Raw genomic sequence first — 26,293 nt, 5'->3', positions numbered from 1 at the left:
AAGTCTGTCCCCATGTCTGCAAACTCGTTGCAGGACGGCTAAGATGCAGAAGCATAAGCCGCTAACTTTTGATTAGAGGACGCTCGGACCGAACGTTCGCGGCGTCGCCTGAACCTTGGCCGTCCATGATCGGCCGGTGGCGCGTTCAGTCCAGCCAGGGAGCGCGATACATGCACACAAACAGCACCCACGTCATGCCGTGGCGCATCGAAGACATCGATCTGAGCCGGATCGATCGTCAGAAAGCGGCATCGAACGAACATCTTCTCCTGTTGCTCTGCGCCTGCTCGTTCATCGAGAGCGGGACCGATCTTTATACGAGCAACCTCAGCACGTATTTCAAGGACGACCCCGAAGTGTCGGCCTGGCTCAATACGGAATGGGAACCCGAGGAGATGCAGCACGGCCGGGCCCTGAAGACGTATATCAATCACGTCTGGCCGGAGTTCGACTGGGACACGGCGTTCAAGAACTTCTTCGCCGAATATTCGCTGACCTGCTCGTACGAACAGTTCGAGAAGAAGCGCGCGCTGGAAATGGTGGCGCGCTGCGTCATCGAGACCGGCACGGCCACGCTTTATCGGGCAATCAACGAATGTTCAGACGAGCCCGTGCTGAAGGAAATCACCGATCACATTCGCACGGACGAAGTGCGGCACTACAAGCACTTTTTCCGCTTCTTCAAGAAGTGGAACAAGATCGAAGGCAATGGCCGCGTGGCCGTGCTCGGCGCGCTCATTCGCCGCGTGATGGAACTGAAGAGTGAAGATTCGGAAATCGCGCTGCGGCATGTGTTCGCCGTGCGATACCCCGAGCGCGCGAAAGACTCGAGCTATAACCGGGAACTGTTTGCGAGCGTGAATGCACTCGTGCGGCGCAATCTTTCGGCGGATCAATGCATCAAGATGCTGCTGAAGCCGCTGGACTTGCCGGCGCGCATCCAGCCGGGCGTGCATTATCCGCTCGCCAAGATCACGCAGCTCTTCTTTCGCTGAGCCGAAGAAATGTCGGGTGACGCGCCGCCGGAGTCTGCCCGGTCTTCACAAAGCGCCTTCGATGAGTGGCCGCCCGAATTGCGCGCGCTTTTCGATGGCACGCTCACGGGCGCACCGCACGGCTTCACGGTGTCGCTGTGCGCCGTGGATGGCGCCGGGCGCATCCGCACCGCATTGCTGAGCGCAGGCGAGTTGCTGGCGCCTGACGCGCGGACGCTGTGCTTCGGGCTGTGGCCGTCATCGCGCACCGCGCAGGCCATTGCTTCTAGCGCACGCGCAACGGCAACGTTCGTTTTGGACGAAGCGTTCTATCAAGTGCAACTGGATACGCGGCGCGTCGCGCTGGACGGCGTGCCGCTGGCCTGCTTCGTCGGTTCTATCGAAAGCGGAGAGATGCAGCGCGTCGCTTATGCGCGGCTGACGGGCGGCATCACGTTCGAGTTGGAGGATGCGGGCAGCGTGCGCGCCCGTTGGCGCGAGCAGATCGAGTGGTTGACGCGGGCAGCGAGCGCCGCCGCTTGAAACGCTGAAACACGGGCCGCCGTGGCGACGGCCCGCTTCGACTTCCGAAATTACCGCCCGCGATCGCCCGAGCGCATGCCATCGCGCCGGCCGCCGCCGTTCTCATTGCGCGGCTTGCCGCCGAGCAACGCACCGGGATTGCCGGCCTTCGCGCGCGGATTCGGCGCGTGGTTCACGTTGACGGGCTCCGCGCGACGCGGCGCCGGCTTCGCGTTTCCGCCGTTGCTCGGCTTGCCCGCTGCTGCCGGCTTGTTGCCGCTGCGCGCATCGCGCGGCGCGCGGTTCTCGCGCTGTCCCTGACCGCCCGAGCCGCCGCCGTTCGCCGGCTTCGCGCCGCGCCCCTGTCCCTGCGGTGCTCCGTTGCCCCGACCGCCCTCACGCCGCTCGCCATCGCGCGGTGCGCCGCGTCCCTGACTGCGACGCTGGATGGGCTCGGGCTTCGCGTTCGGATCGGGCTCGAAGCCGGGAATCACTTCCTGCGGGATCGGCCGCTTGATAAGACGCTCGATATCTTTCAGCAACTGCAGTTCGTCGACGCAAACGAGCGACACCGCTTCGCCTTCCGCGCCCGCGCGTCCGGTGCGGCCGATGCGGTGCACGTAGTCTTCCGGCACGTTTGGCAGATCGAAGTTGACCACGTGCGGCAACTGATCGATGTCGATGCCGCGCGCCGCGATATCCGTCGCGACGAGCACCTGCAGCGTCTCGGCCTTGAACTCGGCGAGCGCGCGCGTACGCGCTGACTGGCTCTTGTTGCCGTGGATCGCGAGGGCGCTGATGCCGTCCTTCGTCAACTGCTCGGCAAGACGGTTCGCGCCGTGCTTGGTTCGCGTGAACACGAGCACCTGGAACCAGTTGTGTTGGCGAATCAGGTGCGTGAGCATTTCGCGCTTGCGGTCGCGATCGACCGGATGGATCTTCTGCTCGATGCGCTCGGCCGTCGTATTGCGTCGCGCGACTTCGATCAGCGCGGGGGAATCCAGCAGGCCATCGGCGAGCGCCTTGATTTCGTCGGAGAAAGTAGCCGAAAACAGCAGGTTCTGACGCTTCTCCGGCAGACGCGCGAGCACGCGCTTGATGTCGTGGATGAAGCCCATGTCGAGCATGCGGTCGGCTTCGTCGAGCACGAGAATTTCGAGCTGCGAAACGTCGATGGTCTTCTGCTGCATGTGGTCGAGCAGACGGCCCGGCGTCGCCACGACGATATCGACGCCACGGCGCAGCGCATCGATTTGCGGATTGATGCCGACGCCGCCGAACATCACCGTCGAGCGCAGCTTCAGATACTTGCCGTAGGCGCGCACGCTTTCTTCCACTTGCGCGGCGAGTTCACGCGTCGGCGTGAGGATCAGCGCGCGCACCGGGCGCTTCGCGTTGCCCTGAGCGGGCGCGAGTTGCGACAGACGTTGCAGGATCGGCAGCGTGAAGCCCGCCGTCTTGCCCGTGCCGGTCTGCGCGCCGGCAAGCAGATCGCCGCCCTTGAGCACGGCCGGGATGGCCTGAAGCTGAATCGGAGTGGGGTTGGTGTAGCCTAGTTCGTTGACGGCGCGAAGGAGGGGCTCTGACAGTCCGAGTGAATCAAAAGACATATAGGGATGTTCAAATCGTTTTTGCGAGCAGCGCGCAGGCCACTGAAACAGCGGCGATCTGCGCGAAACTCAGAATGAATCGGGCGGCGGGCCTGCGTTCGGTCATCGACCGCCTGGCAGTGCCGCATACTTCGACGCGCTATCAAGACACGCCGGCTGGCTGGAAGTTGCATCGCAATCATGGCGATGCATGACATACGCCGGTTCAGGGTTCACGCGACATAGCGCGCGACGCTCACGAACTGGCACAGACTGCCCGCCAGCACGAACAGATGCCAGATACCGTGGCCGTGCCGGATGCGCTCGTCGTTGATGAAAAACCAGATACCGGCGGTGTATATGACGCCGCCCGCCACCAGCCATGCGATGCCCGCGGCCGGTAGCGTCGTCACGAGCGGATGAACGGCTACGAGCGCGAGCCAGCCCATCAACACGTAGAGCACCATCGACACGCTACGGGTTCTTCGCCCGAGCGTGAGTTCCTGCGTGATGCCGAGCACTGCGAGTCCCCAGCTCACACCGAATAGCGACCAGCCCCAGGGGCCACGCAAGGTCACCAGTGTATACGGTGTGTAACTGCCGGCTATCAGCAAATAGATGGCCGAGTGATCGCACTTTTGCAGAATTGCTTTCAGCCGCGGCGTGCGTGCGCAGTGATAGCACGTCGAGATCAGATAGAGCACGAAGAGCATCGCCCCGTACACGGCGAAGCTCACGACCTTGTATGCGTCGCCTTGAAGCGCGCCCATCGTCACGAGGGCCGCGAGTCCCGCTATCGACAAGATCGCGCCGACCAGATGGCTGATGCTGTTGAAACGTTCCCCTGCATGCATGACCGATCCACCAAAAGACAAAGGGCGCAGCCCCGATATAAGGCCGCGCCCTGTGCGTATTGTACGCTGTCTTGCGAAGATGTCAGTCGAGCGGCGCCGAACGCAGATTGCTCACCTGTTGCGGCGACACCGGCGTGCCGTGGTTGCCCCACGACATACGGATGTACGTCACGACCGCCGCCACTTCCGTATCCGACAGCGACTGCGCGAACGGCGGCATGCCGTGCGGCATCGGGTTGCCTTCCGTGCTCGGCGGATAGCCGCCGTTGAGCGTCATGCGGATCGGGTTGACGGCCGACGGCATCTGGATCGACTGATTGTTGGCGAGCGGCGGGTAAGCGGGCGGCTTGCCGAGACCATTCTCCGCGTGACACTTCGCGCAGTTCTCGGTGTACACCTTCTTGCCCATCGTGAGCAGTTCGCCGCCGAACTTCTCGGACGTTTCGAGCTGCAGCGGTTCCGGCGCTTCCTTCTTCTGCGGGATCGACTTCAGATACGTCGACATCGCGTTGATGTCCGCGTCGGTCATGTACTGCAGGCTGTTGTGAACCACTTCCGCCATCGGGCCGAACACCGCGCCGCGCTGCGACACGCCGGTCTTCAAGAGATCGTTGATGTCCTTGATGTCCCAGTCGCCGAGGCCGGCTTCCTTGTTCGACGTCAGCGACGGGGCATACCAGTTCTGCAGCGGGATCAGGCCGCCGGCGAATGCCGCCGACTTGACCGGGCCGCCCATGGCGTTGATCGACGTGTGGCACATGCCGCAGTGGCCGAGGCCTTCGACGAGATACGCACCGCGGTTCCATTCGACCGACTTGGTCGGATCCGGCTTGTACTCGCCTTCCGAGAAGAACAGCGTGCGCCAGCCGATCAGCAGGTTGCGGTTGTTGAACGGGAAGCGCAGTTCATGCGGACGGCTCGGTTCGGAAACCGGCGGGATCGAGCGCAGGTACGCGTAGATCGCATCGGAGTCGGCGCGCGTGACCTTCGTGTAGCTCGTGAACGGGAAGCCCGGATAAAGCAGGCTGCCGTCCTTCGAGCGGCCGGTGTGCATCGCGCGATAGAAGTCGTCGGATGTCCACTTGCCGATGCCGTACTTGTCGTCGGGCGTGATGTTCGGCGTGAACATCGTGCCGAACGGGGTGGCCATCGGCAGGCCGCCTGCGAACTGCTTGCCGCCGCGAACCGTGTGGCAGGCGATACAGTCGCCGGCGCGGGCGAGATACTCGCCTTGCTTGACGAGCGCGGCCTTGTCGGCCGGCGTCGCCGCGACGGCGCCGCCCGAGTGGAGATTGTCGCCGCCCGACCAGAGAACGGCGCCGGCTGCGACGGCTGCCACCACGACAGCCGAGGAGAGTGCGAACAGGGACTTGCGTTTCATTGTGTTGTCGCTCCAGACGCCTTATTGCGGTTCGCTGCCGCACGCGAGCGGCATCTTCAACGAGCCAGCGGGCGCGGGCACCGGGTTGGCGGGTGCGGTTTGCGTAGAGAGCCAGGCGGCGACGGCGGTCACGTCGTCGTCGGACAGGCGCGTGGCGATCTGCTGCATGCAGTCAGGCGCCTTCGCGTGACGCGTGCCGGACTTCCATGCGCCGACCTGCGCGCTGATGTAGTCCGAATGCAGGCCGACGAGGCCGGGGATGGCCGGCTGCATGCCCGTCAGGCCTCTGCCGTGACACGCCGCACACGCGGGAATGTTCTTCGATGCGTCGCCGTTGAGCACGAGCTGCGAGCCGCGCGCGAGCGTGGTCGCCGACACGTTCGTCTTCGCGGGCGGTGGATACGGCGGACGTTGCTGCGAGAAGTAAGTCGCGATCTGATGAAGGTAGTCGTCCGAGAGATACGTGACGAGGTAGTTCATCGGCGGGTACTTGCGCCGGCCTTCGCGGAAATTCTGAAGCTGGTTGTAGAGATAATCGGCGGGCTTGCCGGCAAGACGCGGGAAGTAGTCATTGTCCGTGCCCTCGCCGTGAACACCGTGACATGCGGTGCAGCCTTGCACGCGCGCCGCCATCGTGTCGGGAGCGATCGGCTGGCTTTGCGCCTGGGCTTGCGCTTGACCCGCGCTGAGAACGCCAGCGCTGCCGATCATTGCCAGAGCGAGCAGCGGACGAAAAATGCGTCTTGAAAACACGCGACACTCCATGAAATTCGGGGACCTGCCGAGCTTCGTGCGGCTCGGTGCGAAGGTGGCGAACCACGGCCACGCGTACGGTGGCGGAGGGTGGCGGACCACGGCCATAGCGGCTCGACGAGCCTCTGATGCGACGCGGAATTCTATCATCGATGCCTGATGGTGACTATTTGACACAACTTTTCGGGCCCGCTGCGGCGAAATCGCGACAAAATGCCGCGCGACAGACAAGAACTTTGACATTGCGTTGAGTTCGTTACTTATCGACAAGAGTTGGACGTTGCCTGGCTCTGCTGCCTGCGTTGCGGCCGTTCGCCTGGGCCAAGCATAGGAAGCCGCGCATCGACGTTCAAGGCGCATCGGCGGGCGTCCTTCGTTTAGACTGCGCGAGCCCGAACCTTAAAACCACCCGATGACCCGCTCGCATCCCGATTCAGCAATTCCCGTTCACGCCGCTTGATGAGCACCGATCCCCTCTGGTTGCTCCAGGTCGCCTTCGCCGCGCTCGGCGACGTTGCATTCGCCTGTGCTGTCGGCGCCGTGCTGCTTCGCACGTGGCTCGGCGGCGAGCAGGCGTACGCGCCGGTATCGCCTGCACGGGCAGGATGGCGGCGCGCATCGCGGACGGGCGCGGCGTCGGCGATCGTCTTCGTCGCCTGCAGTTTCGCTTCGCTCTGGCTGCAGACAGCGGCGATGAGCGGCTTACCGATCCTCGACGCGGGCGCGTCGCTGTGGCTCGTCGCGACGGCGACGCATGCGGGCATCGGCTGGGCGGTGGCGTGCGCGGGCGGTGTCGTGCTCGCGGTCGCCTCGGGAGCGAGCGGATCACTGGGCGCGGCGCGTGTGGCGGCCGCCGTGCTCGGCGCGATCGTTGCCGCAGCCGGCAAAGCGGCGATCGGTCATGCCGCCGATGCCGGCGCGTTCTCGCTCGCGGAAGGCGTGCAGACCTTGCATCTCCTCGCGACGGGCGTATGGGGCGGCGTGGTGATCGCGGGGGCGGTGGTCTTGCCGGCGGCGGATACATCCGCGGCGCGGGCCTCGTTGATGCGCCTCGTCGTGCGCCTCTCGCACGCGGCGACGATCGCGGTGGCGCTCGTCATCGCGACGGGCGTATTCAATGCATGGCGCGGGACGGGCGGATCGGCCGACGTGCTGACAGGCAGCGGATGGGGAAGGGCATTGCTCGTGAAGAGCGCGCTGATCGCGGGGGCGCTCGCGCTGGGCGCGCTCAATCGATGGTCCGCGTTACCGCGCTTGCAGCGCACCGCATCGACGACGGACGCGCATACGGTCATCAACGTGATGCGCGTTGAAGCAGTGCTGATGGTGTTGGTGTTCGTGGCGGCGTCGGTGCTGTCGCATAGCGTGCCGGGATTCGCGAACTGAGATCGGGGGTACGGTTTCGCAGGCTTGCGCGTGAGCGCCAGTCCTGCTCGTGGCGTACCGCGTTGGAGGATTAGCGAGCGTCGAATGTCGTCGCATCGTGCGACGCTGCGTGCCCGACCGCGTCGAACGGGAAAATACGCCTATTCATACCCCAGCCGGTGACTCACGATCGGCGCACAGAACAGCGCCAGCGCGCAGCCTGCCGCCTTTCCCTGCAACTCGACGAACGCCCTCGCCGGACTCGCGGCGACGAGGACATCGAGCAACTGCGGCAAACAGAACACCACCGACAGCACGATGAACGCGCGCGTCACCGCAGATATCCGCCAGCCGTGCTGCGCCCCGAGCACGGCCGCCACGACCCGCGTCACACCGAACATGACGAACGCGCCGACAGCAAGCTGCGCGCGCACGTATTCGTCGGGAAGGGTATGCAACATGGTCGTTCTCGCTCCGGGTCACGTTTTCGGGCGTAGTGTGCAAGAACCTCGCGAGTACAGTATGTACGAGAAAGCGCAGACCCGCTACGGGCCTGCACCGCCTCGAAGACGCTCAGAACGTGTGCTCCGGACCCGGGAAACTGCCGTCCTTCACCGCGTGCACATAGGCTTCGACGGCTGCGAAGATGCTCGGCTGGCCCTGCATGAAATCCTTCACGAAGCGCGGACGTTTGCCATGAAAGACGCCCAGCATGTCGTGCAGCACGAGGACCTGCCCCGAGCAGTCGATGCCCGCGCCGATGCCAATGGTCGGAATCGCGAGCTTCGCGGTGACATCGCGTGCGAGCAGCGTCGGCACCGCTTCGATCACGAGCAACTGCGCGCCCGCATCCTGCAGCGCGAGCGCGTCGCGGCGCATCCGCTCGGCGGCCGCATCCGTCTTGCCTTGCACCTTGAAGCCGCCGAACGCATGGACCGACTGCGGGGTGAGTCCGACATGGCCGCACACCGGAATCGAGCGTTCGACGAGAAAGCGCACCGTGTCCGCGAGCCATTCGCCGCCTTCGATCTTCACCATCTGCGCGCCCGCGCGCATCAGCGTGACGGCGTTCGCATATGTCTCTTCACGCGATCCGATGGTGCCGAACGGCATGTCCGCGACGATCAGCGCGCTCTTGTTGCCGCGCGCCACCGATGCCGTGTGATACGCGATGTCGTCGAGCGTCACGGGCAGCGTCGTGCTGTGTCCCTGCAGCACGTTGCCGAGCGAATCGCCGATGAGCATCACATCGACGCCCGCGCGATCGAGCAGCGCGGCAAAGCTCGCGTCGTAGCACGTGAGCATCGCGATGCGTTCGCCCGCTTCGCGCATGGCCTGGAGCTTCGGAACGGTGATCGTCGAGCGGCTGGTTTCCTGCAAATACGTCATGATGGCTTCACTGAAGTTGGCGCGGGCATCGAGCCTGAGGCTCAGACCGACACGCCTTTGACAAAGAATTCCTTGCGTCCGCGCATGGTCTCGATGCGCTCGACGAGCAGCGCGAGATCCTCTTCCGATGAGACGGGATTCAGATGCTCCGCGTTCACCGTGAGCAGCGGGGTCGCGTCATAGTGATAGAAGAAGTCGTTATAAGCATCGGTGAGCGCGCGCAGGTACGAATCGGAGATTTGCAGCTCCATCGGCAGCGCGCGTTTCTGAATGCGCGAAAACAGCACTTCCGGGCTCGCCTGCAAATACACGACGAGATCGGGCGCGGGCGCGCTCGCGCCGATGCGCGAGGCGATGTCGCGGTACAGCTGGAACTCGTCGTCGGGCAGCGTGAGGCGCGCGAAAAGATCGCTCTTCTGCGTGATGAAGTCCGCGATCAGCGGCGTGTTCTGCGTGAGCATTTCCGCGACTTCGCGCGTCTGCGCGACACGCTGCAGCGCGAAGCTCAACTGTGTCGACAGCGCGTGCCGCGTGGTATCGCGATAGAAGCGCTCGAGAAACGGATTGTCCTGCGGACGCTCGAACAGCGTGCGCATCGACCAGCGTTCGGCGAGCAGCGTCGCGAGCGTGGTCTTGCCGACGCCGATCGGCCCTTCGATCGCGATATAACGATGCGGCGGCCGCAACTGCGGCGCGGTGACGGTGAGTGGCGGAACGCTCATCGGCAAATGGTCTTGTTGTTGGAGGCGGGGGTGGCGCCGGGCGCCAGGCACTGGCACGTCGCGACTCTTTCGATGCGCTGATCGGCGACAGCCGCGACGAACGCATCGGCGCGGCCGCGCTGGGGAATGATGAGATCGGGTTCGAGCTCGACGAGCGGCACCAGCACGAAGGCGCGCTCGGTCATGCGCGGATGCGGCACGACGAGGTCCATTTCATCGACGCTCGATGCGCCGTACAGCAGGATATCGAGATCGAGCGTGCGCGGCGCGTTGCGATACGGCCGCTCGCGCCCGAACTGTTCCTCGATGACATGGCACAGGCGCAACAGCGCGCGGGCGGGAAGCGTCGTTTCGAGCTTGACGACGCAATTGAAGTAATCGTCGCCGGACGAGTCGATCGGCGCGGTGCGGTAAAGGCTCGATTTCGCGAGCACGGTGATCGTGTGCTGCTGCGCGAGACACACGACTGCGTCTTTCAGGGTCTGGCGCGCATCGCCGAGATTCGCTCCGAGGCCCAGATATGCAATCGTCATGGCGGTCGTCCTACGGTAGGTCTTGGGCGATAGGCCGGTGAGACCCGGACACGCTGCCCGGGTGCAAACCTTCATCCGCTACTGTAGCGAAAACCGGCTTTATTCGTTGTCTGCGCCTTCGCCCTTTCCGCCGTTCGGTTCGGCGCCGCTCATAGGCGATGCCTGCGCTTCGCTCGCGACGCCCTGTTCGGCGGCATCGCTCCCCTTGCGCTTCGCATTGCTGCGGCGGCGGCGCTTCTTCGGCGCGTTGCGGTCCTTGCCGCCCTGTGTCAGCAGCGCTTCGCGCTGTTCGTGATTGCCATCGATGAAGTCGGTCCACCATTGTCCGACTTCGGCATCCAGCTCGCCCGACTCGCAACGCAGCAGCAGGAAATCATAACCCGCTCTGAATCGCTGATGTTCGAGCAGCTTCAGCGCGCTGCGGCCGCGTTTCTCCAGCCGATGCTGCAAGCCCCAGATTTCGCGCATGTCCGCGGAATAACGCTTGTGGATGGCGAGTTTCTCGGTCTGCATCTCGAGCACGTCGTCCATCGCGCGATGCAGCGCCGGCACCGGATAGTCGCCCGCGCCGGTGTACTTCTGCCAGCGTGTCTGCACGTCGTGCCACAGCAGTGTCGCGAAGAGAAAGCTCGGCGACACGGGCTTGCCCGCGCGCACGCGTTCGTCGGTGCTGGTGAGCGCGAGCGTGACGAACTTCTCGCCATGCGGCTGTTCGAGCACCACGTCGAGCAAGGGCAGCACGCCGTGATGCAGGCCTTCCTGACGCAAGCGCGTGAGGCACGCCAGCGCGTGGCCCGACAGCAGCAGCTTCAGCATTTCGTCGAAAAGACGCGCGGCCGGCACGTTGTTCATCAGGTCCGCGAGTTCCTTGATCGGCGCGCGCGTGGCTTCGTCGATCTCGAAGCCGAGCTTCGCCGCGAAGCGCACGACGCGCAGCATCCGCACCGGATCTTCGCGGTAACGCGTGGCCGGATCGCCGATCATCCGCAGCAGGCGGGCGCGGATATCGGCCATGCCTTCGTGATAATCCAGCACGGTCTGCGTGGCCGGATCGTAGTACATCGCGTTGATCGTGAAGTCGCGGCGTGTGGCGTCTTCGTGCTGCTCGCCCCAGACGTTGTCGCGCAGCACGCGGCCCGATGCATCGACGGCGTGCGTGCGCATGTCGAGTTCGCCGCGCCGATAGCGTCGCGGCGGTTCGGCGGAAGGTGCGGGCGGTGTGTCGACGAGCGCGCGGAACGTCGATGTCTCGATGATTTCCTGCCCGAATTGCACGTGCACGATCTGGAAGCGGCGGCCGATGATGCGCGCGCGCCGGAAGAGCCGCTGCACTTCGTCGGGGGTGGCGTCGGTTGCGACATCGAAGTCCTTCGGCGCGACGCCGAGGAGCAGATCGCGCACCGCGCCGCCGACGATGAACGCGCGATGTCCCGCCTGTTGCAGCCCTTCGGTGACGCGCACCGCATTCTTCGAGATCAGCGACGGATCGATGCCGTGAATGTCCGACGACAGGATCACCGGTACGCTCGGATCGCGCTTCACGGGCGCGGCGGCCTTCTTGCGCGGGACGCGCACGGTCTTGCGGGCGGGCTTCGTTTCTGCCTGTGCGGTTGCCGTGTCGTTCGAAGCGCTTTCCTGGGATTCGGCGCTTTCTTGTCCGAACAGCTTGCGGATGAGTTTTTTAATCACGTGTATCGAAGAGGTTCAGGATGCGCCAGCCTTTGGCTTGCGCGTGCGCGCGCAGGGTGTCGTCGGGATTGGTCGCGACCGGGTCGGTGACGCGCTCGAGCAGCGGGATGTCGTTGTGCGAGTCGCTATAGAAATAGCTGTGCCTGAAGTCGCCGATCGTCTTGCCGAGCGACGCGAGCCATTCTTCGACGCGCACGATCTTGCCTTCGCGATAACTGGGCGTGCCGCGCGGGCGGCCGGTGAACGCGCCGTGCGGGTGATCGTCGACGGTTTCGACTTCGCACGCGATCAGGGTTTCGATACCGAATGCTTCCGCGATCGGCGCGGTGATGAACGCATTCGTCGCGGTGACGAGGCAGCACAGATCGCCGTTGTCCTGATGCTCGCGCACCAGCGTGACGGCGGCCGGCACGATATGCGGATTGATGACCTCGTGCATGAACTGCGCATGCCAGTCGGCGAGCTGCTCGCGCGAGTACTTCGAAAGCGGCGCGAGCATCGCATGAAGATACGCGTTGATGTCGAGCACGCCGGCCTTGTAATCGGCGTAGAAGGCGTCGTTCTGACGCGCGAATTCGGTCGGATCGACGATGCCCAGCTTGACCATGAAGCGGCCCCATTCGTGGTCGCTGTCAGTGGGCAGGAGCGTGTGATCGAGATCAAAAAGGGCGAGGTTCATGGGGACGCATTCTACTTGAAGCGGCTGCCCGCGTTGTCGGGCGCGGGAAAGGCGGTTTTGTCGCCCTTTGGTTCCTGCGATTCGGGCGGCGCGACCGCAGTGAGCGGCGGCACGCGTCCGGTTTGCGCGAGCATCGTGCGCAGCAGCGATCGGGTGACCGCGCGTTTCTGTTCGAGCGAGAAGCGGTCGAGGTCGTCGAAAAGCGCCATCAGGCTCGGCATGTCGCGGCGGAAATGCGTGAGCAGATAGGCGGGGACGTCTTCTGCCAGCACGATGCCGCGTTCGTGCGCCGCGTGCTTGAGTACCGTCGCCTTCGCCTCGTCCGTGAGCGGCATCAGGTGGAAGACGAGGCCCCAGCCGAGCCGGGTGCGCAGGTCTTCGCGCACGGCGAGGGTTATCGGCGCGGCGTTGCCCGCGGCGACGAGCGCGCTTGTCGGATGCGCGCGGACTTCGTTGAACAGATTAAAGAGCGCGATTTGCTGCGGAGCGGAGAGGCGGTCGCAATCGTCGACGGCATACAGCGCGACATCGGGGTCGAAGCCGAATGCGTTCAGTGCGCTTTGCGGACTCAGGTAGCGGGCGCGGCCGCTTGCTTCGTGGACGAGCGCATGGAGCAGATGACTGCGCCCGCTGCCCGGCTCGCCCCACAGATAGAACGAGCGGTCCGCGACCGGGCCGGCCGCGAGCGCGCCTTCGAGTCCGCGCAACCGCGTGACCAGTTCGTGGTTGCCGGCGGCGAAGAAATTCTCGAAGGTGGCGGGCGGCGGGGTGCCGAGGTCGAGCGTCAGTTGGCGTTGCACGGAGAATGGATGTCGTCGGGCTGCATCGAAGAGCTGCGTTTTCTCGAAAAAGCGGTGGCGCGTGCGTCGATTTGCGCGGCGCCTGTTACTGTCGCGGCTGGCGCGCTCTGGCGCGGCGCTTCCTTGGACGCACGCAATCTCGAAAAGGGCGCTGTCGCGCTGCGGGAAAACCAGCCGGCCGACCGTCGTCGGGTCATCATCGGGTAAAATCGCATTTTACCGACCTTCTTGCGCTCCCCCCATGAATCAACCGAAATCCGCCTCGAATCCTGCCGATTCGGCTCAAGGTTTGTCGTACCGCGACGCGGGCGTCGACATCGACGCGGGCGACGCGCTCGTCGACCGCATCAAGCCGTTTGCCAAGAAGACCTTGCGCGAGGGCGTCCTGGGCGGCATCGGCGGATTCGGCGCGCTCTTCGAACTGCCGAAGAAGTTCAGCGAGCCGGTTCTCGTGTCCGGCACGGACGGCGTCGGCACGAAGCTGCGTCTCGCGTTCCAGTTGAATCGTCACGATACGGTCGGCCAGGATCTGGTCGCGATGAGCGTCAACGACATTCTGGTTCAGGGCGCGGAACCGCTGTTCTTCCTCGATTACTTCGCGTGCGGCAAGCTCGATGTCGATACCGCCGCCGACGTGGTGAAGGGCATCGCGCAGGGCTGCGAATTCGCGGGCTGCGCGCTGATCGGCGGCGAGACGGCGGAAATGCCGGGCATGTATCCGGACGGCGAGTACGACCTCGCGGGTTTCGCGGTGGGCGCGGTGGAGAAGAGCAAGATCATCGACGGCAGCACGATCGCTCCCGGCGACGTGGTGCTCGGCCTCGCGTCGAGCGGCATCCATTCGAACGGCTACTCGCTGGTGCGCAAGATCATCGAGCGGGCGAATCCCGATCTGAACGCGGACTTCGACGGCCGCTCCCTCGCCGATGCGCTGATGGCACCTACGCGTATCTATGTGAAACCGCTGCTCCACGCGATGCAAAGCGTGACCGTGAAAGGCATGGCGCATATCACGGGCGGCGGGCTTGTCGAGAATATTCCGCGTGTGCTGCGTGAAGGGTTGACTGCGGAGCTGGATCATCGGGCGTGGCCGCTGCCGCCGCTGTTCGCGTGGCTGCAGAAGCACGGCGGCGTGGCGGATGCGGAGATGCATCGCGTGTTCAACTGCGGTATCGGGATGGCGGTCATCGTTGCCGCCGACGATGCGGATGCGGCTATCGGGCTGTTGTCGGCTGCCGGCGAGCAGGTGTGGAAGATCGGCGTCGTGCGGGAAAGTCGCGCTGGGGAGGCGCAGACGGTCGTGGTCTGATTGGCCGGTGCTCTGCGTCGTCACGAGAACCCTCGCTCGGTGCGAGGGTTTTTTATGCGCGTCGTCGCTGCTATTGCGTGTTGCGCGCCAGAACGCGTTCAAGTTCGGGTCGCGCGGTCTGCACCGTTTCCCACACGATGTGCAGTTTCGTATCGAAATAGCCGTGTGTCATTCGGTTAAGCATGCCGCGCAGCTTTTTCCACGGAATCGCGGGATTATTCTGCGCATACTCGATCTGAACCGCTGCTTCCCCAATGACGATCACATCCAGAATGACCGCTTGCTGCATCATTCTCGCGTCGAGGAATGCCGTCTTCTCGATTCCAGCCACATAGCCGCGTGCGGTTTTCGACGCGTCGAGCATGTGATCGACGTAATCTGCCACACGCAATTGCCGTTGTTTGCGCATTCATACTGCGCGCGCCTCCGCGAGCACTTCATGCCTGAACTTCGGCGACACATCCTGCGGCGTCAAGACGTCAAGACGTCTACCCGCACGCCGAGCAGTTCCTCGAGTTCCACCTGAATCGCCCCGAGGTCGAGGCGCGTGGCGCCGGGTAGCGCGTCGACGAGAATGTCGATGCCGCTCGTTTGGCTATCCTCACCCCTGAGCGCAGAGCCAAAGACGCGAACGTTGGCTGCATGATGAGCGGCGACGATCCGGCGAATATCGTCACGGTGAGCTTCGAGCGCCGACGATGGTTTGAGCCTGAGCGTTTCCGGCATAAGGCGTCTGCCGATGATAGCGCCTCGCGGCTGAACGCTACGCCCCGACGATTCTTCGCAGGGCATCGACAGCAAGCCCGGTCGCATCCTCTGCACAGCAATCCACGACAACGCGCTCCGGCATCCCTCTGAGCCACGTCAACTGCCGCTTGCACAACTGCCGCGTCGCAAAGATTCCCTTGTCGCGCATCTCGTCATAGCCTGTGGCGCCGTCGAGATACTCCCAGGCCTGCCGATACCCGACACAGCGCATCGACGGCATCGATAAATTCAGATCGCCGCGCGCCCGCAGGCGCTTCACTTCGTCGATGAAACCGCCCGCCAGCATGGCGTCGAACCGCGCGGCAATGCGTGCATGCAACACCGCCCGGTCCGACGGCTCCAGCGCGATCGGCACGAAGCGATACGGCGCGTCTTCCTGCGCGACACGCGGCGCCGCGAGCAATGCGGACATCGGCTGGCCCGACAGCATGAACACTTCCAGCGCGCGCTGGATGCGCTGCGAATCGTTGGGCGCAAGCCGCGCCGCCGTCTGCGGATCCACCGAGGCCAGCCGCGCATGCAACGCCGGCCAGCCTTCGCGCGCGGCGTCGGCGTCGAGGGCGGCGCGGGTGTCGGCATCGGCGGAGGGAAGATCGTTCAGGCCCTGCGTGAGCGCCTTGTAATAGAGCATCGTACCGCCGACCAGCAACGGCACATGACCTCGCGCGACAATCTCCCCCGCGAGCCGCAGCGCATCCGCGCGAAACTGCGCGGCCGAGTAAGCGTCGGCCGGATCGATGATGTCGATCAGATGATGCGGCGCCGCTGCGCGTTCCTCCGCCGTGGGCTTGGCCGTGCCGATGTCCATCTCGCGATAGACGAGCGCGGAATCGACACTGATGATCTCGACCGGCCGCGCCGACGACGCCGCGAACGCGAGCGCCGCCGCAGTTTTCCCGGACGCCGTCGGGCCGAGCAGACAGGCTATCGATACGGCGTTCATTGTCCGCGCATGAAAAGGCGGTCGAGGTCCGCGAGCGTCAGCTGATACCAGGTCGGGCGGCCATGATTGCATTGATCGGCACGCTCGGTAGCCTCCATCTGGCGCAAGAGCGCGTTCATCTCGTCGAGCGTGAGGCGGCGATTCGCCCGCACCGCGTGATGGCACGCGAGCGTGCCGAGCAGTTCATGCTGGCGCTCGGTCAGCACGCGCGATCCGCCGAACGCGTGCAAGTCGGCAAGCACCGCGCGGGCAAGCGTTGGCAGGTCGGCGTCCTTCAGCAACGCGGGCACCGCGCGAATGGCGATGGATGTCGGCGACAGCACCGCCAGATCGAAGCCGAGGGCATCGAGCGTCTCGCGCTCTTCATCGACGATGCCGATTTCCACGGCATCCGCGGTCATCGACACCGGAATCAGCAGCGGCTGCACCGCGATTGCCCGATCGGCGAGCGCGTGCTTGAACTGTTCGTAGAGGATGCGCTCGTGCGCCGCGTGCATGTCGACGATGACAAGTCCGCGCGCGTTCTGCGCGAGCACATAGATGCCGTGAATCTGCCCGATGGCGAAGCCGAGCGGCTGCTCGTCCGACGGCGGCATCGCGCTGTAGGCGGGCGCGGCCTCGCTGGCCCAGGTTTCGGGCGCAGGCGTCGGCGGCGCGTTCGGGTCTTTGCGCCCGAACAGCGCATCGTAAAGCGCGAGCGGCTGCGCGACAGGAAGCGTGCCCTGCGTCATGCGCGACTGGCGCATCCAGGTCGTGCCGTTCTCGCTTGCCGGCCGCGTCGGCTGTGGCTGGAGCACGCTCGCCGACGAAACCGGCCGCGCTCTGAACGACGCAAGCCCGGTCGGCTGCAATTGCGCTTCGTGTCCGCCGGACGTCGTCTCGGGCGAAGCGCCCGCATGACGCGCCAGCGCCCGCTGCACGGCGTGGAAAACGTACTGGTGAATCGAGCGCGAGTCGCGGAAACGCACTTCGATCTTCGACGGATGCACGTTCACGTCCACCGACTCCGGCGGCAGATCGAGGAACAGCACATACGCGGGATAGCGGTTGCCGTGCAGCACGTCTTCATAGGCGGCGCGCACGGCATGCGTGAGCAGCTTGTCGCGCACGAAGCGGCCATTGACGAAGAAATATTGCTGATCGGCGCGCCCGCGGCTGGCGGTCGGAAGTCCCGCGCATCCGTAGACGGCGAGCGGACCGGCGCGTTCGTCGAGCGGCAGGTGCGACGTCTCGAACACTTCGCCCAAAATCTTCGCGACGCGCGTTTGCGGATCGCTCGCATTCCAGTGCTCCACCGCCTTGCCGTTATGCATCACCGAAATGGCGACATCGGGCCGCGCAAGCGCCGTGCGGCGAATCACTTCGAGGCAATGGCCCAGCTCGGTCTGCTCGCTCTTCAGAAACTTGCGGCGCGCGGGCGTGCTGAAATACAGCTCGCGCACTTCCATCGTGGTGCCGACCGTGCCCGCGGCGGGAGAAATCGCGCCCGTTTGCGCGTCGATGCGCGTGGCGTGCGCGCATGCGTCCGTGCGGCTCGTGATGAACAGTTCCGCCACCGACGCGATCGACGCGATGGCCTCGCCGCGAAACCCCAGCGTGGCGACGGCTTCGAGATCGGCGAGCGAGCGGATCTTGCTCGTCGCATGGCGCATCAACGCGAGGGGAAGCTCGTTCGGGGGGATGCCGCAGCCGTCGTCGGTGATCACGATGCGCTTCACGCCGCCTTCGTCGAGTGTGATGCGCAGCGTCCGCGCGCCGGCATCGAGCGCATTCTCCAGCAGTTCCTTGACGACCGAAGCCGGCCGCTCGACCACTTCGCCCGCCGCGATCTGGCTGATGAGCTGATCCGGCAGCGGAGCGATGGCGCGCGAACGGGGCGCGCGATCGACGGTCAAAGCGGCTGCCGTAGCGCCGGCGGAGGGTTCGTTGAAGTCGGCCATGGCCGAATTATAACGATTCGCACCTGCCGTCCGCGCGCGCCGCTCCCCCGGACGCGCCGTGAGTTGGCGGCTGGATGCTCGCTTTTTAACGGACGCCGCCAGTCACTTCGGTATCATGGCGCGACCCCTTCGCTCGCTGCCGCCAGACGCCTTCGTCTGCCGGGAGCCCATTACATCGAGGAACGCTTTTGGACACGCTGCTGCATTTCCTGGGACTCATTCTTCACATCGACAAGTCGCTCGGCGACTTCATCAACGTCTACGGCGCGTGGGTTTATGCGGTGTTGTTCCTGATCGTCTTCTGCGAAACCGGATTGGTGGTATTCCCGTTTCTGCCGGGCGACTCGCTGCTTTTCATCGGCGGCGCGTTTGCAGCCACGCACGAGATGGATCTCGGCGCGCTGATCGTGCTGCTGCTCGTCGCGGCGATCGCGGGCAATACGGTGAATTACTGGATCGGGCGGGCCATCGGTCCGAAGGTGTTCGATACCAACATCCCGGTGCTCGAGCGCTTCCTGGATCGCGCCGCCTTGCAGAAGACCCATAACTTCTATGAGAGGCACGGCGGCAAGACGATCGTGATCGCGCGGTTCGTGCCGGTGGTGCGGACCTTCGCGCCGTTCGTCGCGGGTGCGTCGGCGATGAACGCGACGCGCTTTCAGCTCTTCAACGTGCTCGGCGCGGCAATCTGGGTGCTGTTGCTCGTGTTGCTCGGCTACTTCTTCGGCAACATTCCGTTCATCCGTCAATATCTGAACGTGATCGTGCTCGTGGGGATCGGTGCGGCAATCGTGCCGATCGCACTGGGCGCGTTGTGGAAAGTAAGCCGCCGCCGCTCGAAGGTGTGACAGCGCGGCTGGCGACGGGCCGGACCCTGTGAGCGGCCGGCCCGTCGATCTTCGATGCGGTACTACCCGCGCTTGAAGAGGCGGCTGACGAAGATCAGCACGACCGCGCCGATCACGGCCGTCAGCAGCGAACCGAGCAGGCCGCCGCCGAGCGAGATGCCGATCTTCGTGAACAGCCAATTGCCGACTACACCGCCGACGATGCCGACGAGGATGTCCATGAACACGCCGAAGCCGCTGCCGTTCATGATGAGCCCGGCCAGCCAGCCGGCTACGCCGCCGATGACGATGCCAAGCAAAATGCCGTGATGCATGAGTTCCATGCGCGAACACTCCAGAAAATGAGAGAAATTGCAGGACGGCAGGAAGGTCCTGCATCCGAGCGAGGCGAATTTAGCCGAAAGTGGAGCGCGAAAGTTTCGCAATGTGTCAAGGATTGTCGATGCGGCAGCGCTTTGGCCCATCGGCCTATGCCTGGCTTTCGCGAGGCTTTTTATCCGAGGAGGATGGAAGCGCGGTGCAGGTCACACTGTCGCAGGCGTCGCATCGCGGAATGAATCGTTAAAATATTTAGAATCCCGAACGACGGCGCGCGCTTTGCCCTAAAGTGTTCGGTTTTTGCCGACTTCGGCGAAGCAGGTTCGTAATGTTTTATGCTGCTGGGGGTTCGTTCGAGCGCGGGCGCGAATGGTTGAGGGCGCGCGGTCCGCGCGTCGCGCTGATGGCGATGTCGGCACTGGCGCTCGGCATGCTGATGTCGGGATGCGGCGTCGTCGGTTGCGTCGGCACGTCGGTGTACGGGATCGGCTTGACCGTGTGCTAGCCAGGCGGCGCACGCGGAAAAATTGAAGCGCTTGCAAGAGATCAGGTCAAAGCATGGAAAGGTTGGTGTCGATGCAAACAGGACTTTTTGGGCCGCATCATCGTGCGGTCGTAGCGGGTCTGGGGCTCGCGGCAGGCATGGCGGCGGTGGCAAGCCTGACAGGATGCACGACGACGCCGAGGTCGCCGGCGCCGATCGTCGAAAACACGACGCTGGGCGCGCCGCCCGTCGTCACGAGCGCGCCGAGCAGCGTTCCGGCGGCGGCATCGTCGGTGTCGTCGGCGCCCGTCGCGCCGGGGTTCTATCGCGTGAAGCCGGGCGATACGCTCTATGCCATCGGGCGGATTTTCAAGCAGAAGCCCGCAGACCTCGCCGCGTGGAATTCGCTGCCGGAAAGCAGGCAGGTCAACGTCGGGCAGGTTTTGCGCGTGACGCCGCCGGCAGCGTCCGCTTCGGCGTCGACATCGACAACGGCTTCCACGAGCGGGAAGGACTTGCCGCCGATTCTTCCGGCACCGGCGAAGCCGGCGGCGGAAGCGCCGGCAACGAAAAGCGACGAGGAGCATGCGTCCGCCGCGAAGGGTACGTTCGCATGGCCGGCCAAGGGCGAGATCGTGCGCAAGTTCGGCGCGAACGGCAGCAAGGGTATCGATATCGCCGGTAAGGTCGGTCAGCCGGTAAAGGCGGCGGCTCCCGGAAAGGTGGTCTATGCGGGCAGCGGCTTGCGTTCTTATGGGCGCATGATCATCGTCCGGCATAGCAATGATTATCTGACCGCATACGCGTACAACGAGAAGCTGCTGGTCCGTGAGGGCGACAGCGTCAAGCAGGGCGCGACGATTGCGGACATGGGCACGGGGCCGGGCGGGTCGCCGGTGCTGCATTTCGAAGTGAGAAAGGCGGGCGCCGCCGTCGATCCGGTACCGCTGCTCGGCGCGGGCGGTTGAGTTGCATTAAGGAAGTCAAATGAAGAAGTCCCTGTTCGCCGCGCTTGTCGCGCTCGGTACGTTGTCGCTGCTTGCCGGCTGCGACCAGCAACAAAGCGGAGAAGCAATGAACAAACTCGGTTCGTTCTTCAACTCGGTGAAGCCCGACACGCTGTTGCTGAAAGACCTGAAGCCGGGTATCACGACCGAGGCTCAGATTCGCAGCCAGATGGGCGAGCCCGAAAAGGAGCGCACTTTCACCGATGGCTCGAAGCGCCTCGAGTATCCGCGTGGCCCGGCGGGAACGAACACCTACATGGTGGATCTCGACCCGGACGGGCTGTTCGAATCGGTGACGCAGGTGCTGACGGCGGAAAACTTCGCCAAGATCAGGCCCGGCATGACCGAAGACGAAGTGCGCAGACTGCTCGGCAAGCCGACGACCGTCGCGGCGTACCGGCTGAAGCAGGAGCACGTGTGGAGCTGGCATTGGCTGGAAGACGGCGTCAATCGGGATGCAATGTTCAATGCGCACTTCGGGCCGGATGGCACCGTGGTGACGACGTCGCGATCGGAGGCGGAAGGCGGCGGGCGGCACTGAGCGTGGCGAGGTTTGATGCGTGGAGGCGCTGGGGCGTTGAGGGCAATGAGCGACAAACACGACGGCAAGAGACACCTCGCACTGATCGACGAGGCCTGGCGGTATCGCGAGGCGGCATCGCGGCAAGCGAACGATGAATCGACTTCGCGCTGGGAGTGCATGCGGGGCCATCGCTGGGACGAATCGCTGGATCATGCGCAGAACATTCGCTGCATGAGTTGCGCGGGGCATCGGCGGGAGAGCGAAACGAACCGGGCGCGCGCGCTGGCCGACGTGCGGGGCGGGAAATTGGTGTCGCCCTATGTGAACGCAATGACGCCGCTTACCTGGCAATGCGCGTACGGCCACGTCTGGGAAGCGCATGCCGACGTGGCGCAGCGTCGATGGTGCGGCGAGTGTGCCCGGACGGTGTTCGCGCGCTATCGCTGATCGCGTCTCGAGAAAAGAAAAGCCGGCCATTGGCCGGCTTTGAGCTTCGTTGTCGGGGCGATGACTTGTTTCGCCTGCTACCCGTCGGGACGTTGGCAAAGACCTGCGCTGCAATGCGCCCATCCTTTACCCACGGCTCGATCGAGCGCCGCCCTTCCTGTTGTGGTCTCTCGTTTCGCGCGTGCTGCTTGTTCCCCGGTGCGCAGATGAAGTATCCGCCCGGCGGATTCGTATGAATGTACGGTGACGAACGTTGAATGGCGAAGTCCGGTTCCGGTTCCGGTTCCGGTTCCGGTTCCGGTTCCGGTTCCGTTTCCGGGCTTCCAGACGAAGCGCGTCCACCGCGTTCGCTGCCCGCGCCGCAGACGACAAAAAAGCCGCTGTCCTTGTGGGAACAGCGGCTTTTTCTTGAAGCTGGTGGCGAATCAGGGACTCGATTGACTCGACACCAGAAATCAGCGCAACCCTATGATCCGCAAAGGTTTCTCTTGTTTTTCAGTTGCCCGTGGTGGCGAATGTGCTGCACCTCTGAGTTGGACATGACGCAATCATAGCTCGACTAAGGGCGTCGGCATCTTGCGCAAACGTCGCGCATTGGCCCAAGCTTTTATCTGACGTAACATTGGGGGCCCGGTGTGTGACCGTCCGGCACGCAACGAGCGGTGCGCACTGTCAAGAAAAGCAGGTAACAACGAACATGAGGATTAGATGGATTTAACGGAGAGCCTTCTAAATCATTTTAAGTCTTTCTCTTCGCCACCTTATATCTTCATCGGATCAGGCGTCGCTAGACGATACCTTGGTCTTGAGGGCTGGGAGGGGCTTTTGCGTTCGCAATGCCAAGCGCACGGACTCGATTACGAATTCCTCAATTCGACGGCGGGCGGAGACCTTCCGGAATTGGCATCGGCTATGGCGCGAGAGCTGCATGAGAGATGGTGGAAAGACGAAAAATACAAGGAATCGCGCGAACAATACAGGAAGATCGCGACCAACAAAGAATCAGCCCTTAAGATCGAGATTGCTAGACACATCGGCGAATCGGGGGTTATTACTAATGATCCTCAGCTGGTCGGGGAACTGGAGCTTTTAAGAAAAATCGTCGTCGATGGAATCGTGACCACGAACTGGGATGGTCTGCTAGAGTATCTGTTTCCGGATTACACAGTATATGTAGGTCAGGAAGCACTCCTGTTCTCGCAGATCCAGGGGATCGGGGAAATCTACAAGATTCACGGTTCACACACCGATCCTTCGTCCCTCGTGCTCACCAAATCCGACTATGACGAATTTCATCGTCGGAATCCGTATTTAGCGTCGAAGCTGCTAACTTTCTTTGTGGAGAATCCGATAGTATTCCTCGGCTACTCTCTTACCGATGAGAATATCTTAGATATCATCCATTCGATAATATCGTGCCTATCGCCAGCTAACGTTGCAAAGCTCGCAGATAGGCTAGTCTTCGTGCAGTGGGACCCCAACGTTGCGACGGATAGGTTTGAGCGCAATATTCTTAGTAACGACGGCAGAAGCTTGCCGGTATACCAAGTCACCACTGGTTCGTTTGCGAGTGTTCTTGAGGCACTGACAAAAATAGAGCGAAAAATACCGGCCCGGATACTAAGAATGCTCAAGCAGCAGGTGTTTGAGCTCGTTCATACCACAGTGCCGAGTGAGCGTTTGTATGTGCAGGACATCAACGACCAGATGGACTTTACAAAGTTGGAGTTTGCGGTAGGCGTAGGCATAAGAGAGCGCCTAATGGATAAAGGTTACACAGCCATAAGTCGTATGGATCTTATAAAAGATGTTCTGCTGAATGATGGCGGATATAAGGCGGATCTTATTCTTAGAGACACGTTACCAGAAATACTGAAGCGTTCAAAAAATGTCCCGGTGTTCAAATACTTGAAAACGGCTCAAGGAAGCCCGGGATTTAACGTAAAGAACTTTGATTCCAGGGTTGTTGCCGCTGCTAAGGCATCGCTCGTTAATTTTATTCCCACGAATGTTTCGAGGGTTACGGCAGAAGCAACGAAGGAATTTGCGAAAGATTTCAAGGCTTATGCCGCCCTGTATGACGCGGAGACAGTCGTCAACCACGCGGCTTTGCTTCCCGAGAAGTCTTTGAAGGTGACGCAGCTTCAAAAGTTTCTTGTTGATAATCTTGCGCTCGCTTCAAGTAAGAAAGCGAACGTCGTTACTAATTTCTTCAAGCTCGTTTGCGTCTTCGATTGCCTCAAATATAGATAGTCGATCGGCTCGCGGCAAGACGTGCCGCGTTGCCGTCTTCGGGCGGGCTAGCGCGAGCCGCCTGCTGATCTATAAGGTTCCACCAAATCGATCGCCAGTCGATGAATGGACCGCCATGCGACATGCTTGCGTTTTCTAAGATATCGTGATTTTTCCCGCCGCACGCCTGATCGGTTGCACATGTTCGAGGATCGCATGCGTCTATCTACGCATGCGTTGTGTCTAAAGCTCGGACAGCGTCTTTGCAATCATTGGGCGGCCCTCGCGCCGCTAAGAGTCATCAGGTCGTCCTCGTAGAGAGACTATTGGAAAGCGTATACATACAGTTATTAGGATCATCGGGGCAGGATTCAGGCGCAGCAAGCGTTTAAAGCGCGCCAATAGGTCGATTTGCGCTCCTTTTTTTGCGCAAGCCACCTACAGCTTTAGATGGCGTAGCGCGTTCTTTACCGCACGCTGAAGCTCGTCGTCGGCTTGTAGATGACTACTCTCGCTGCGCAGCTTCCGCCACCTATCGCGCCGCCCTAAGGGCTCGAAGCTGTGCAATCCGCGCTCCGGCGTGGCGTCGTTCAAGCGCCTGTTCATTTCGATTGCCTTTAGCTTGTAGCGGTTCCCGCGCGCTTGCTTGTCCGGGGCGATGGGCGTCCGGAATCGGAAAAACGGCGCAAGACTCCCGAATCCGTATCCGTCGAGGTCCGAAAGCATTGCCAGCCCGACAGACCTCAGCACATCTCGTTGAAGCGTGACTTCCACCCGCGCTCGCCGCTCTGACGACGGCACCGGAAGGTCTTTATCCGTAATTTTCCAGTAGACGTGCCATGCCAGATCATCGTCCCTGTTTCCAACGCGGAAATTAAGCTTGGGATTGAGGCGGCGACCGGGCTTATCCATGAAGCGATTCTTGCGGGTCAAAGGATCGTATTGGCGGGGCTTCGTGCCGTTTGCAAACAAGCTTTTCTGGAGGCGATGCGTCATGGAGATTGTTGCCGAATCACGCAGTGCTAGCTCACTTTTATGCATGAAGTCGCATGCGACCTCTATTGCGGTAATGCTCGGCTCACTCGCAAGAGGGAAGACACGCGAAACTTCTGCAATCGCCTCCCGCAGTGCGGCATAGTTGTTCGCCAGACGGTCGGTGAAGCGCACTCGGAAGGTGTTTGTCACTCCGCCGGGGCTTGGGTCGACAGGTTCCAACCATCGCTTATCGGCACCGGCTGCGATCAGAGCTGCTTGTAGATATCGAAACTGGGTCCGGCCGCACGTGGTAAGCGTGAGATCCAGCCAGTCCACGCACGCCGTGCGCCGAAAATCGGATAACTTCGTCACAACGAGGACACGCGCGCCATTGAAAAAAATGGCTCGGCACGCCCTGTTGCGCTTAGTCTCGCCATTGGACTGCCGTCTCGATCAAACCTATTGACGCGCCAATGTTTGGTGGGGTCAATGGTAAGAGGCGTCGTTCTGATGGTTTTCTTGCCGGCGCTTGGTATCGCCCTTCGCACATTTTCGATGAACGCTCTGACGTCCGAGACTGCGTAGATAGGACGGAAGGACCTTCCGTCATGGCGTTCTGCGCACGGCATCAGCATGTAACCGGCGACGCATTGTTCTCCGCGAATGTTGTCGCCGAGAAAGTTCGTCCAGTTACGAAGCGTGCCGAGATAGCGATAGAGCGTAAGCGCCGTTTCCGCTGCAGTGATTGTGTGAACTGTAGTCATCGTGCGCCTCGCTCGCCTGCTTGGGCTGTGTCTGCCAGTTCCTGCGCCAGCGCCTTGGCTTCACTAAGTTCAAGCCGATACACCATAAGCGGGTCGTTCGTGACGAGCTGCACGAAGTGCGCGCCAGTTGCTTCGTCTATCTGGAGCGTAACGGCAGAAACGTTGAGCTTGCGACCGGTCGAGCTGCCGCCTTTCTCGCCAATGCCGAACGCGCGGATTGCCTCCGCTGCCCGCCCAGATAGCTTGACAACGCCGAGACGGCGCGACCTCTCAAACTCGATAAATGCTTCTACGTCCTCCGGCCGATAGAAAGCACCGCCACCTAGTCGTTGGAAGGGGACCCGGTGCGGTGGGTTGCGGTCTTCCCGGCGGTTGTTGGTCAGAACGCGAGACCAGTAGGTTGCTCCTCCTGATTCGTGAACGGCGCTTTCAATCAGCTCCGCAGCGGCCTGCGTGCTCAACAGTTCTTCCTGCATGAATGTTTC

General features: G+C 62.8%; 30 protein-coding genes. 11 read left to right on the top strand and 19 right to left on the bottom strand.

Translation table 11 applies throughout. The features are described from left to right. Positions 1-170: 170 nt before the first annotated feature. Positions 171-995 carry a ferritin-like domain-containing protein gene (locus P9220_RS01705; protein ID WP_309763281.1) on the top strand — a complete coding sequence of 275 codons (825 nt, stop codon included), beginning with the start codon at positions 171-173 and terminating at the stop codon, positions 993-995. Between the two features lie 9 nt (positions 996-1,004). Continuing rightward, positions 1,005-1,517 (top strand): hypothetical protein, encoded by a 513-nt coding sequence (locus P9220_RS01700; protein ID WP_309763280.1) that lies wholly within the window; start codon positions 1,005-1,007, stop codon positions 1,515-1,517. Between the two features lie 50 nt (positions 1,518-1,567). Here the strand turns inward: P9220_RS01700 and P9220_RS01695 are convergent, their stop codons facing one another. The 4 genes from P9220_RS01695 to P9220_RS01680 form a co-directional block, all read right to left on the bottom strand. Beyond that, positions 1,568-3,106 (bottom strand): DEAD/DEAH box helicase, encoded by a 1,539-nt coding sequence (locus tag P9220_RS01695; RefSeq protein ID WP_309763279.1) that lies wholly within the window; start codon positions 3,104-3,106, stop codon positions 1,568-1,570. Between the two features lie 212 nt (positions 3,107-3,318). After that, a complete protein-coding gene (locus P9220_RS01690) occupies positions 3,319-3,939 on the bottom strand; it encodes a hemolysin III family protein (RefSeq protein ID WP_309763278.1) in 621 nt (206 codons plus the stop codon). Between the two features lie 82 nt (positions 3,940-4,021). Further along, positions 4,022-5,320 (bottom strand): cytochrome c, encoded by a 1,299-nt coding sequence (locus P9220_RS01685; protein ID WP_309763277.1) that lies wholly within the window; start codon positions 5,318-5,320, stop codon positions 4,022-4,024. A gap of 21 nt (positions 5,321-5,341) precedes the next feature. Further along, entirely contained in the window at positions 5,342-6,085 is a 744-nt protein-coding gene (locus tag P9220_RS01680; RefSeq protein ID WP_309765346.1) for a c-type cytochrome, read from the bottom strand. 447 nt (positions 6,086-6,532) lie between these two features. Between P9220_RS01680 and P9220_RS01675 the strand changes: the two genes are divergently transcribed. After that, entirely contained in the window at positions 6,533-7,459 is a 927-nt protein-coding gene (locus tag P9220_RS01675) for a CopD family protein (protein ID WP_309763276.1), read from the top strand. A gap of 140 nt (positions 7,460-7,599) precedes the next feature. Here P9220_RS01675 and P9220_RS01670 read toward each other — a convergent pair whose 3' ends face one another. From P9220_RS01670 to hda, 7 genes are all read right to left on the bottom strand, one after another. After that, complete coding sequence (locus P9220_RS01670) at positions 7,600-7,899, bottom strand: hypothetical protein (RefSeq protein ID WP_309763275.1); 300 nt, start codon at positions 7,897-7,899, stop codon at positions 7,600-7,602. A 112-nt stretch (positions 7,900-8,011) separates the two neighbouring features. Then, positions 8,012-8,827, bottom strand: a complete 816-nt coding sequence (panB, locus tag P9220_RS01665) for a 3-methyl-2-oxobutanoate hydroxymethyltransferase (RefSeq protein ID WP_309763274.1) — start codon at positions 8,825-8,827, stop codon at positions 8,012-8,014. Positions 8,828-8,868: 41 nt separating this feature from the next. Then, positions 8,869-9,549, bottom strand: coding sequence for a deoxynucleoside kinase (locus P9220_RS01660; protein WP_309763273.1), 681 nt, complete (start codon positions 9,547-9,549; stop codon positions 8,869-8,871). Then, on the bottom strand, positions 9,546-10,082 hold the full coding sequence (folK, locus tag P9220_RS01655; protein WP_309763272.1) for a 2-amino-4-hydroxy-6-hydroxymethyldihydropteridine diphosphokinase: 537 nt from the start codon (positions 10,080-10,082) through the stop codon (positions 9,546-9,548). Before folK ends, P9220_RS01660 begins: the two co-directional genes overlap by 4 nt. A gap of 99 nt (positions 10,083-10,181) precedes the next feature. Beyond that, complete coding sequence (pcnB, locus tag P9220_RS01650) at positions 10,182-11,771, bottom strand: polynucleotide adenylyltransferase PcnB (RefSeq protein WP_309763271.1); 1,590 nt, start codon at positions 11,769-11,771, stop codon at positions 10,182-10,184. Next, the gene (locus P9220_RS01645; protein WP_309763270.1) at positions 11,764-12,450 is read right to left on the bottom strand and encodes an HAD family hydrolase; all 687 of its coding nucleotides are present in this window, start codon (positions 12,448-12,450) and stop codon (positions 11,764-11,766) included. The genes pcnB and P9220_RS01645 overlap by 8 nt, the downstream gene beginning before the upstream one ends. A gap of 11 nt (positions 12,451-12,461) precedes the next feature. Then, entirely contained in the window at positions 12,462-13,250 is a 789-nt protein-coding gene (gene hda, locus P9220_RS01640) for a DnaA regulatory inactivator Hda (protein WP_309763269.1), read from the bottom strand. A 9-nt stretch (positions 13,251-13,259) separates the two neighbouring features. Here hda and P9220_RS01635 point away from each other — a divergent pair, with 9 nt between their 5' ends. Then, positions 13,260-13,457, top strand: a complete 198-nt coding sequence (locus P9220_RS01635) for a hypothetical protein (protein ID WP_309763268.1) — start codon at positions 13,260-13,262, stop codon at positions 13,455-13,457. Positions 13,458-13,491: 34 nt separating this feature from the next. Next, on the top strand, positions 13,492-14,559 hold the full coding sequence (gene purM / locus P9220_RS01630) for a phosphoribosylformylglycinamidine cyclo-ligase (protein ID WP_309763267.1): 1,068 nt from the start codon (positions 13,492-13,494) through the stop codon (positions 14,557-14,559). 70 nt (positions 14,560-14,629) lie between these two features. Here the strand turns inward: purM and P9220_RS01625 are convergent, their stop codons facing one another. From P9220_RS01625 to mutL, 4 genes are all read right to left on the bottom strand, one after another. After that, positions 14,630-14,923, bottom strand: coding sequence for a HepT-like ribonuclease domain-containing protein (locus tag P9220_RS01625; protein WP_309763266.1), 294 nt, complete (start codon positions 14,921-14,923; stop codon positions 14,630-14,632). Between the two features lie 107 nt (positions 14,924-15,030). Then, on the bottom strand, positions 15,031-15,285 hold the full coding sequence (locus tag P9220_RS01620) for a nucleotidyltransferase domain-containing protein (RefSeq protein ID WP_309763265.1): 255 nt from the start codon (positions 15,283-15,285) through the stop codon (positions 15,031-15,033). A 37-nt stretch (positions 15,286-15,322) separates the two neighbouring features. Further along, on the bottom strand, positions 15,323-16,270 hold the full coding sequence (gene miaA, locus P9220_RS01615; RefSeq protein ID WP_309763264.1) for a tRNA (adenosine(37)-N6)-dimethylallyltransferase MiaA: 948 nt from the start codon (positions 16,268-16,270) through the stop codon (positions 15,323-15,325). Continuing rightward, positions 16,267-18,210 (bottom strand): DNA mismatch repair endonuclease MutL, encoded by a 1,944-nt coding sequence (mutL, locus tag P9220_RS01610; protein WP_309763263.1) that lies wholly within the window; start codon positions 18,208-18,210, stop codon positions 16,267-16,269. The genes miaA and mutL overlap by 4 nt, the downstream gene beginning before the upstream one ends. A 188-nt stretch (positions 18,211-18,398) precedes the next feature. Between mutL and P9220_RS01605 the strand changes: the two genes are divergently transcribed. Further along, positions 18,399-19,058, top strand: a complete 660-nt coding sequence (locus tag P9220_RS01605) for a VTT domain-containing protein (RefSeq protein WP_309763262.1) — start codon at positions 18,399-18,401, stop codon at positions 19,056-19,058. A gap of 62 nt (positions 19,059-19,120) precedes the next feature. On the opposite strand, the gene P9220_RS01600 is transcribed toward P9220_RS01605, so the two are convergent. Then, the gene (locus P9220_RS01600; RefSeq protein ID WP_404980385.1) at positions 19,121-19,381 is read right to left on the bottom strand and encodes a GlsB/YeaQ/YmgE family stress response membrane protein; all 261 of its coding nucleotides are present in this window, start codon (positions 19,379-19,381) and stop codon (positions 19,121-19,123) included. 323 nt (positions 19,382-19,704) lie between these two features. On the opposite strand from P9220_RS01600, the gene P9220_RS01595 reads away from it, so the two are divergent. From P9220_RS01595 to P9220_RS01575, 5 genes are all read left to right on the top strand, one after another. Beyond that, positions 19,705-19,881: a hypothetical protein gene (locus P9220_RS01595; protein WP_309763261.1), complete on the top strand. Its 177-nt coding sequence runs from the start codon at positions 19,705-19,707 to the stop codon at positions 19,879-19,881. A 71-nt stretch (positions 19,882-19,952) separates the two neighbouring features. Then, positions 19,953-20,828 (top strand): peptidoglycan DD-metalloendopeptidase family protein, encoded by an 876-nt coding sequence (locus P9220_RS01590; RefSeq protein WP_309763260.1) that lies wholly within the window; start codon positions 19,953-19,955, stop codon positions 20,826-20,828. A gap of 19 nt (positions 20,829-20,847) precedes the next feature. Further along, positions 20,848-21,408, top strand: a complete 561-nt coding sequence (gene bamE, locus P9220_RS01585) for an outer membrane protein assembly factor BamE (protein ID WP_309763259.1) — start codon at positions 20,848-20,850, stop codon at positions 21,406-21,408. Between the two features lie 45 nt (positions 21,409-21,453). After that, entirely contained in the window at positions 21,454-21,837 is a 384-nt protein-coding gene (locus P9220_RS01580; protein WP_309763258.1) for a hypothetical protein, read from the top strand. 708 nt (positions 21,838-22,545) lie between these two features. Beyond that, positions 22,546-24,090, top strand: coding sequence for an SIR2 family protein (locus P9220_RS01575; RefSeq protein WP_309763257.1), 1,545 nt, complete (start codon positions 22,546-22,548; stop codon positions 24,088-24,090). A gap of 417 nt (positions 24,091-24,507) precedes the next feature. On the opposite strand, the gene P9220_RS01570 is transcribed toward P9220_RS01575, so the two are convergent. From P9220_RS01570 to P9220_RS01560, 3 genes are read right to left on the bottom strand one after another with little or no spacing between them, the layout of a single operon-like run. Then, complete coding sequence (locus tag P9220_RS01570) at positions 24,508-25,380, bottom strand: hypothetical protein (RefSeq protein ID WP_309763256.1); 873 nt, start codon at positions 25,378-25,380, stop codon at positions 24,508-24,510. Between the two features lie 32 nt (positions 25,381-25,412). Further along, entirely contained in the window at positions 25,413-25,808 is a 396-nt protein-coding gene (locus P9220_RS01565) for a hypothetical protein (protein WP_309763255.1), read from the bottom strand. Further along, positions 25,805-26,284, bottom strand: a complete 480-nt coding sequence (locus P9220_RS01560; protein WP_309763254.1) for a hypothetical protein — start codon at positions 26,282-26,284, stop codon at positions 25,805-25,807. Before P9220_RS01560 ends, P9220_RS01565 begins: the two co-directional genes overlap by 4 nt. Positions 26,285-26,293: the final 9 nt, after the last annotated feature.

It is taken from the genome of Caballeronia sp. LZ016, from assembly GCF_031450805.1.
In the GTDB taxonomy this organism is placed as follows: Bacteria; Pseudomonadota; Gammaproteobacteria; order Burkholderiales; family Burkholderiaceae; genus Caballeronia.
Note: the sequence above shows the minus strand (reverse complement) of the source record. Positions and strands in the feature narration are given on the sequence as shown.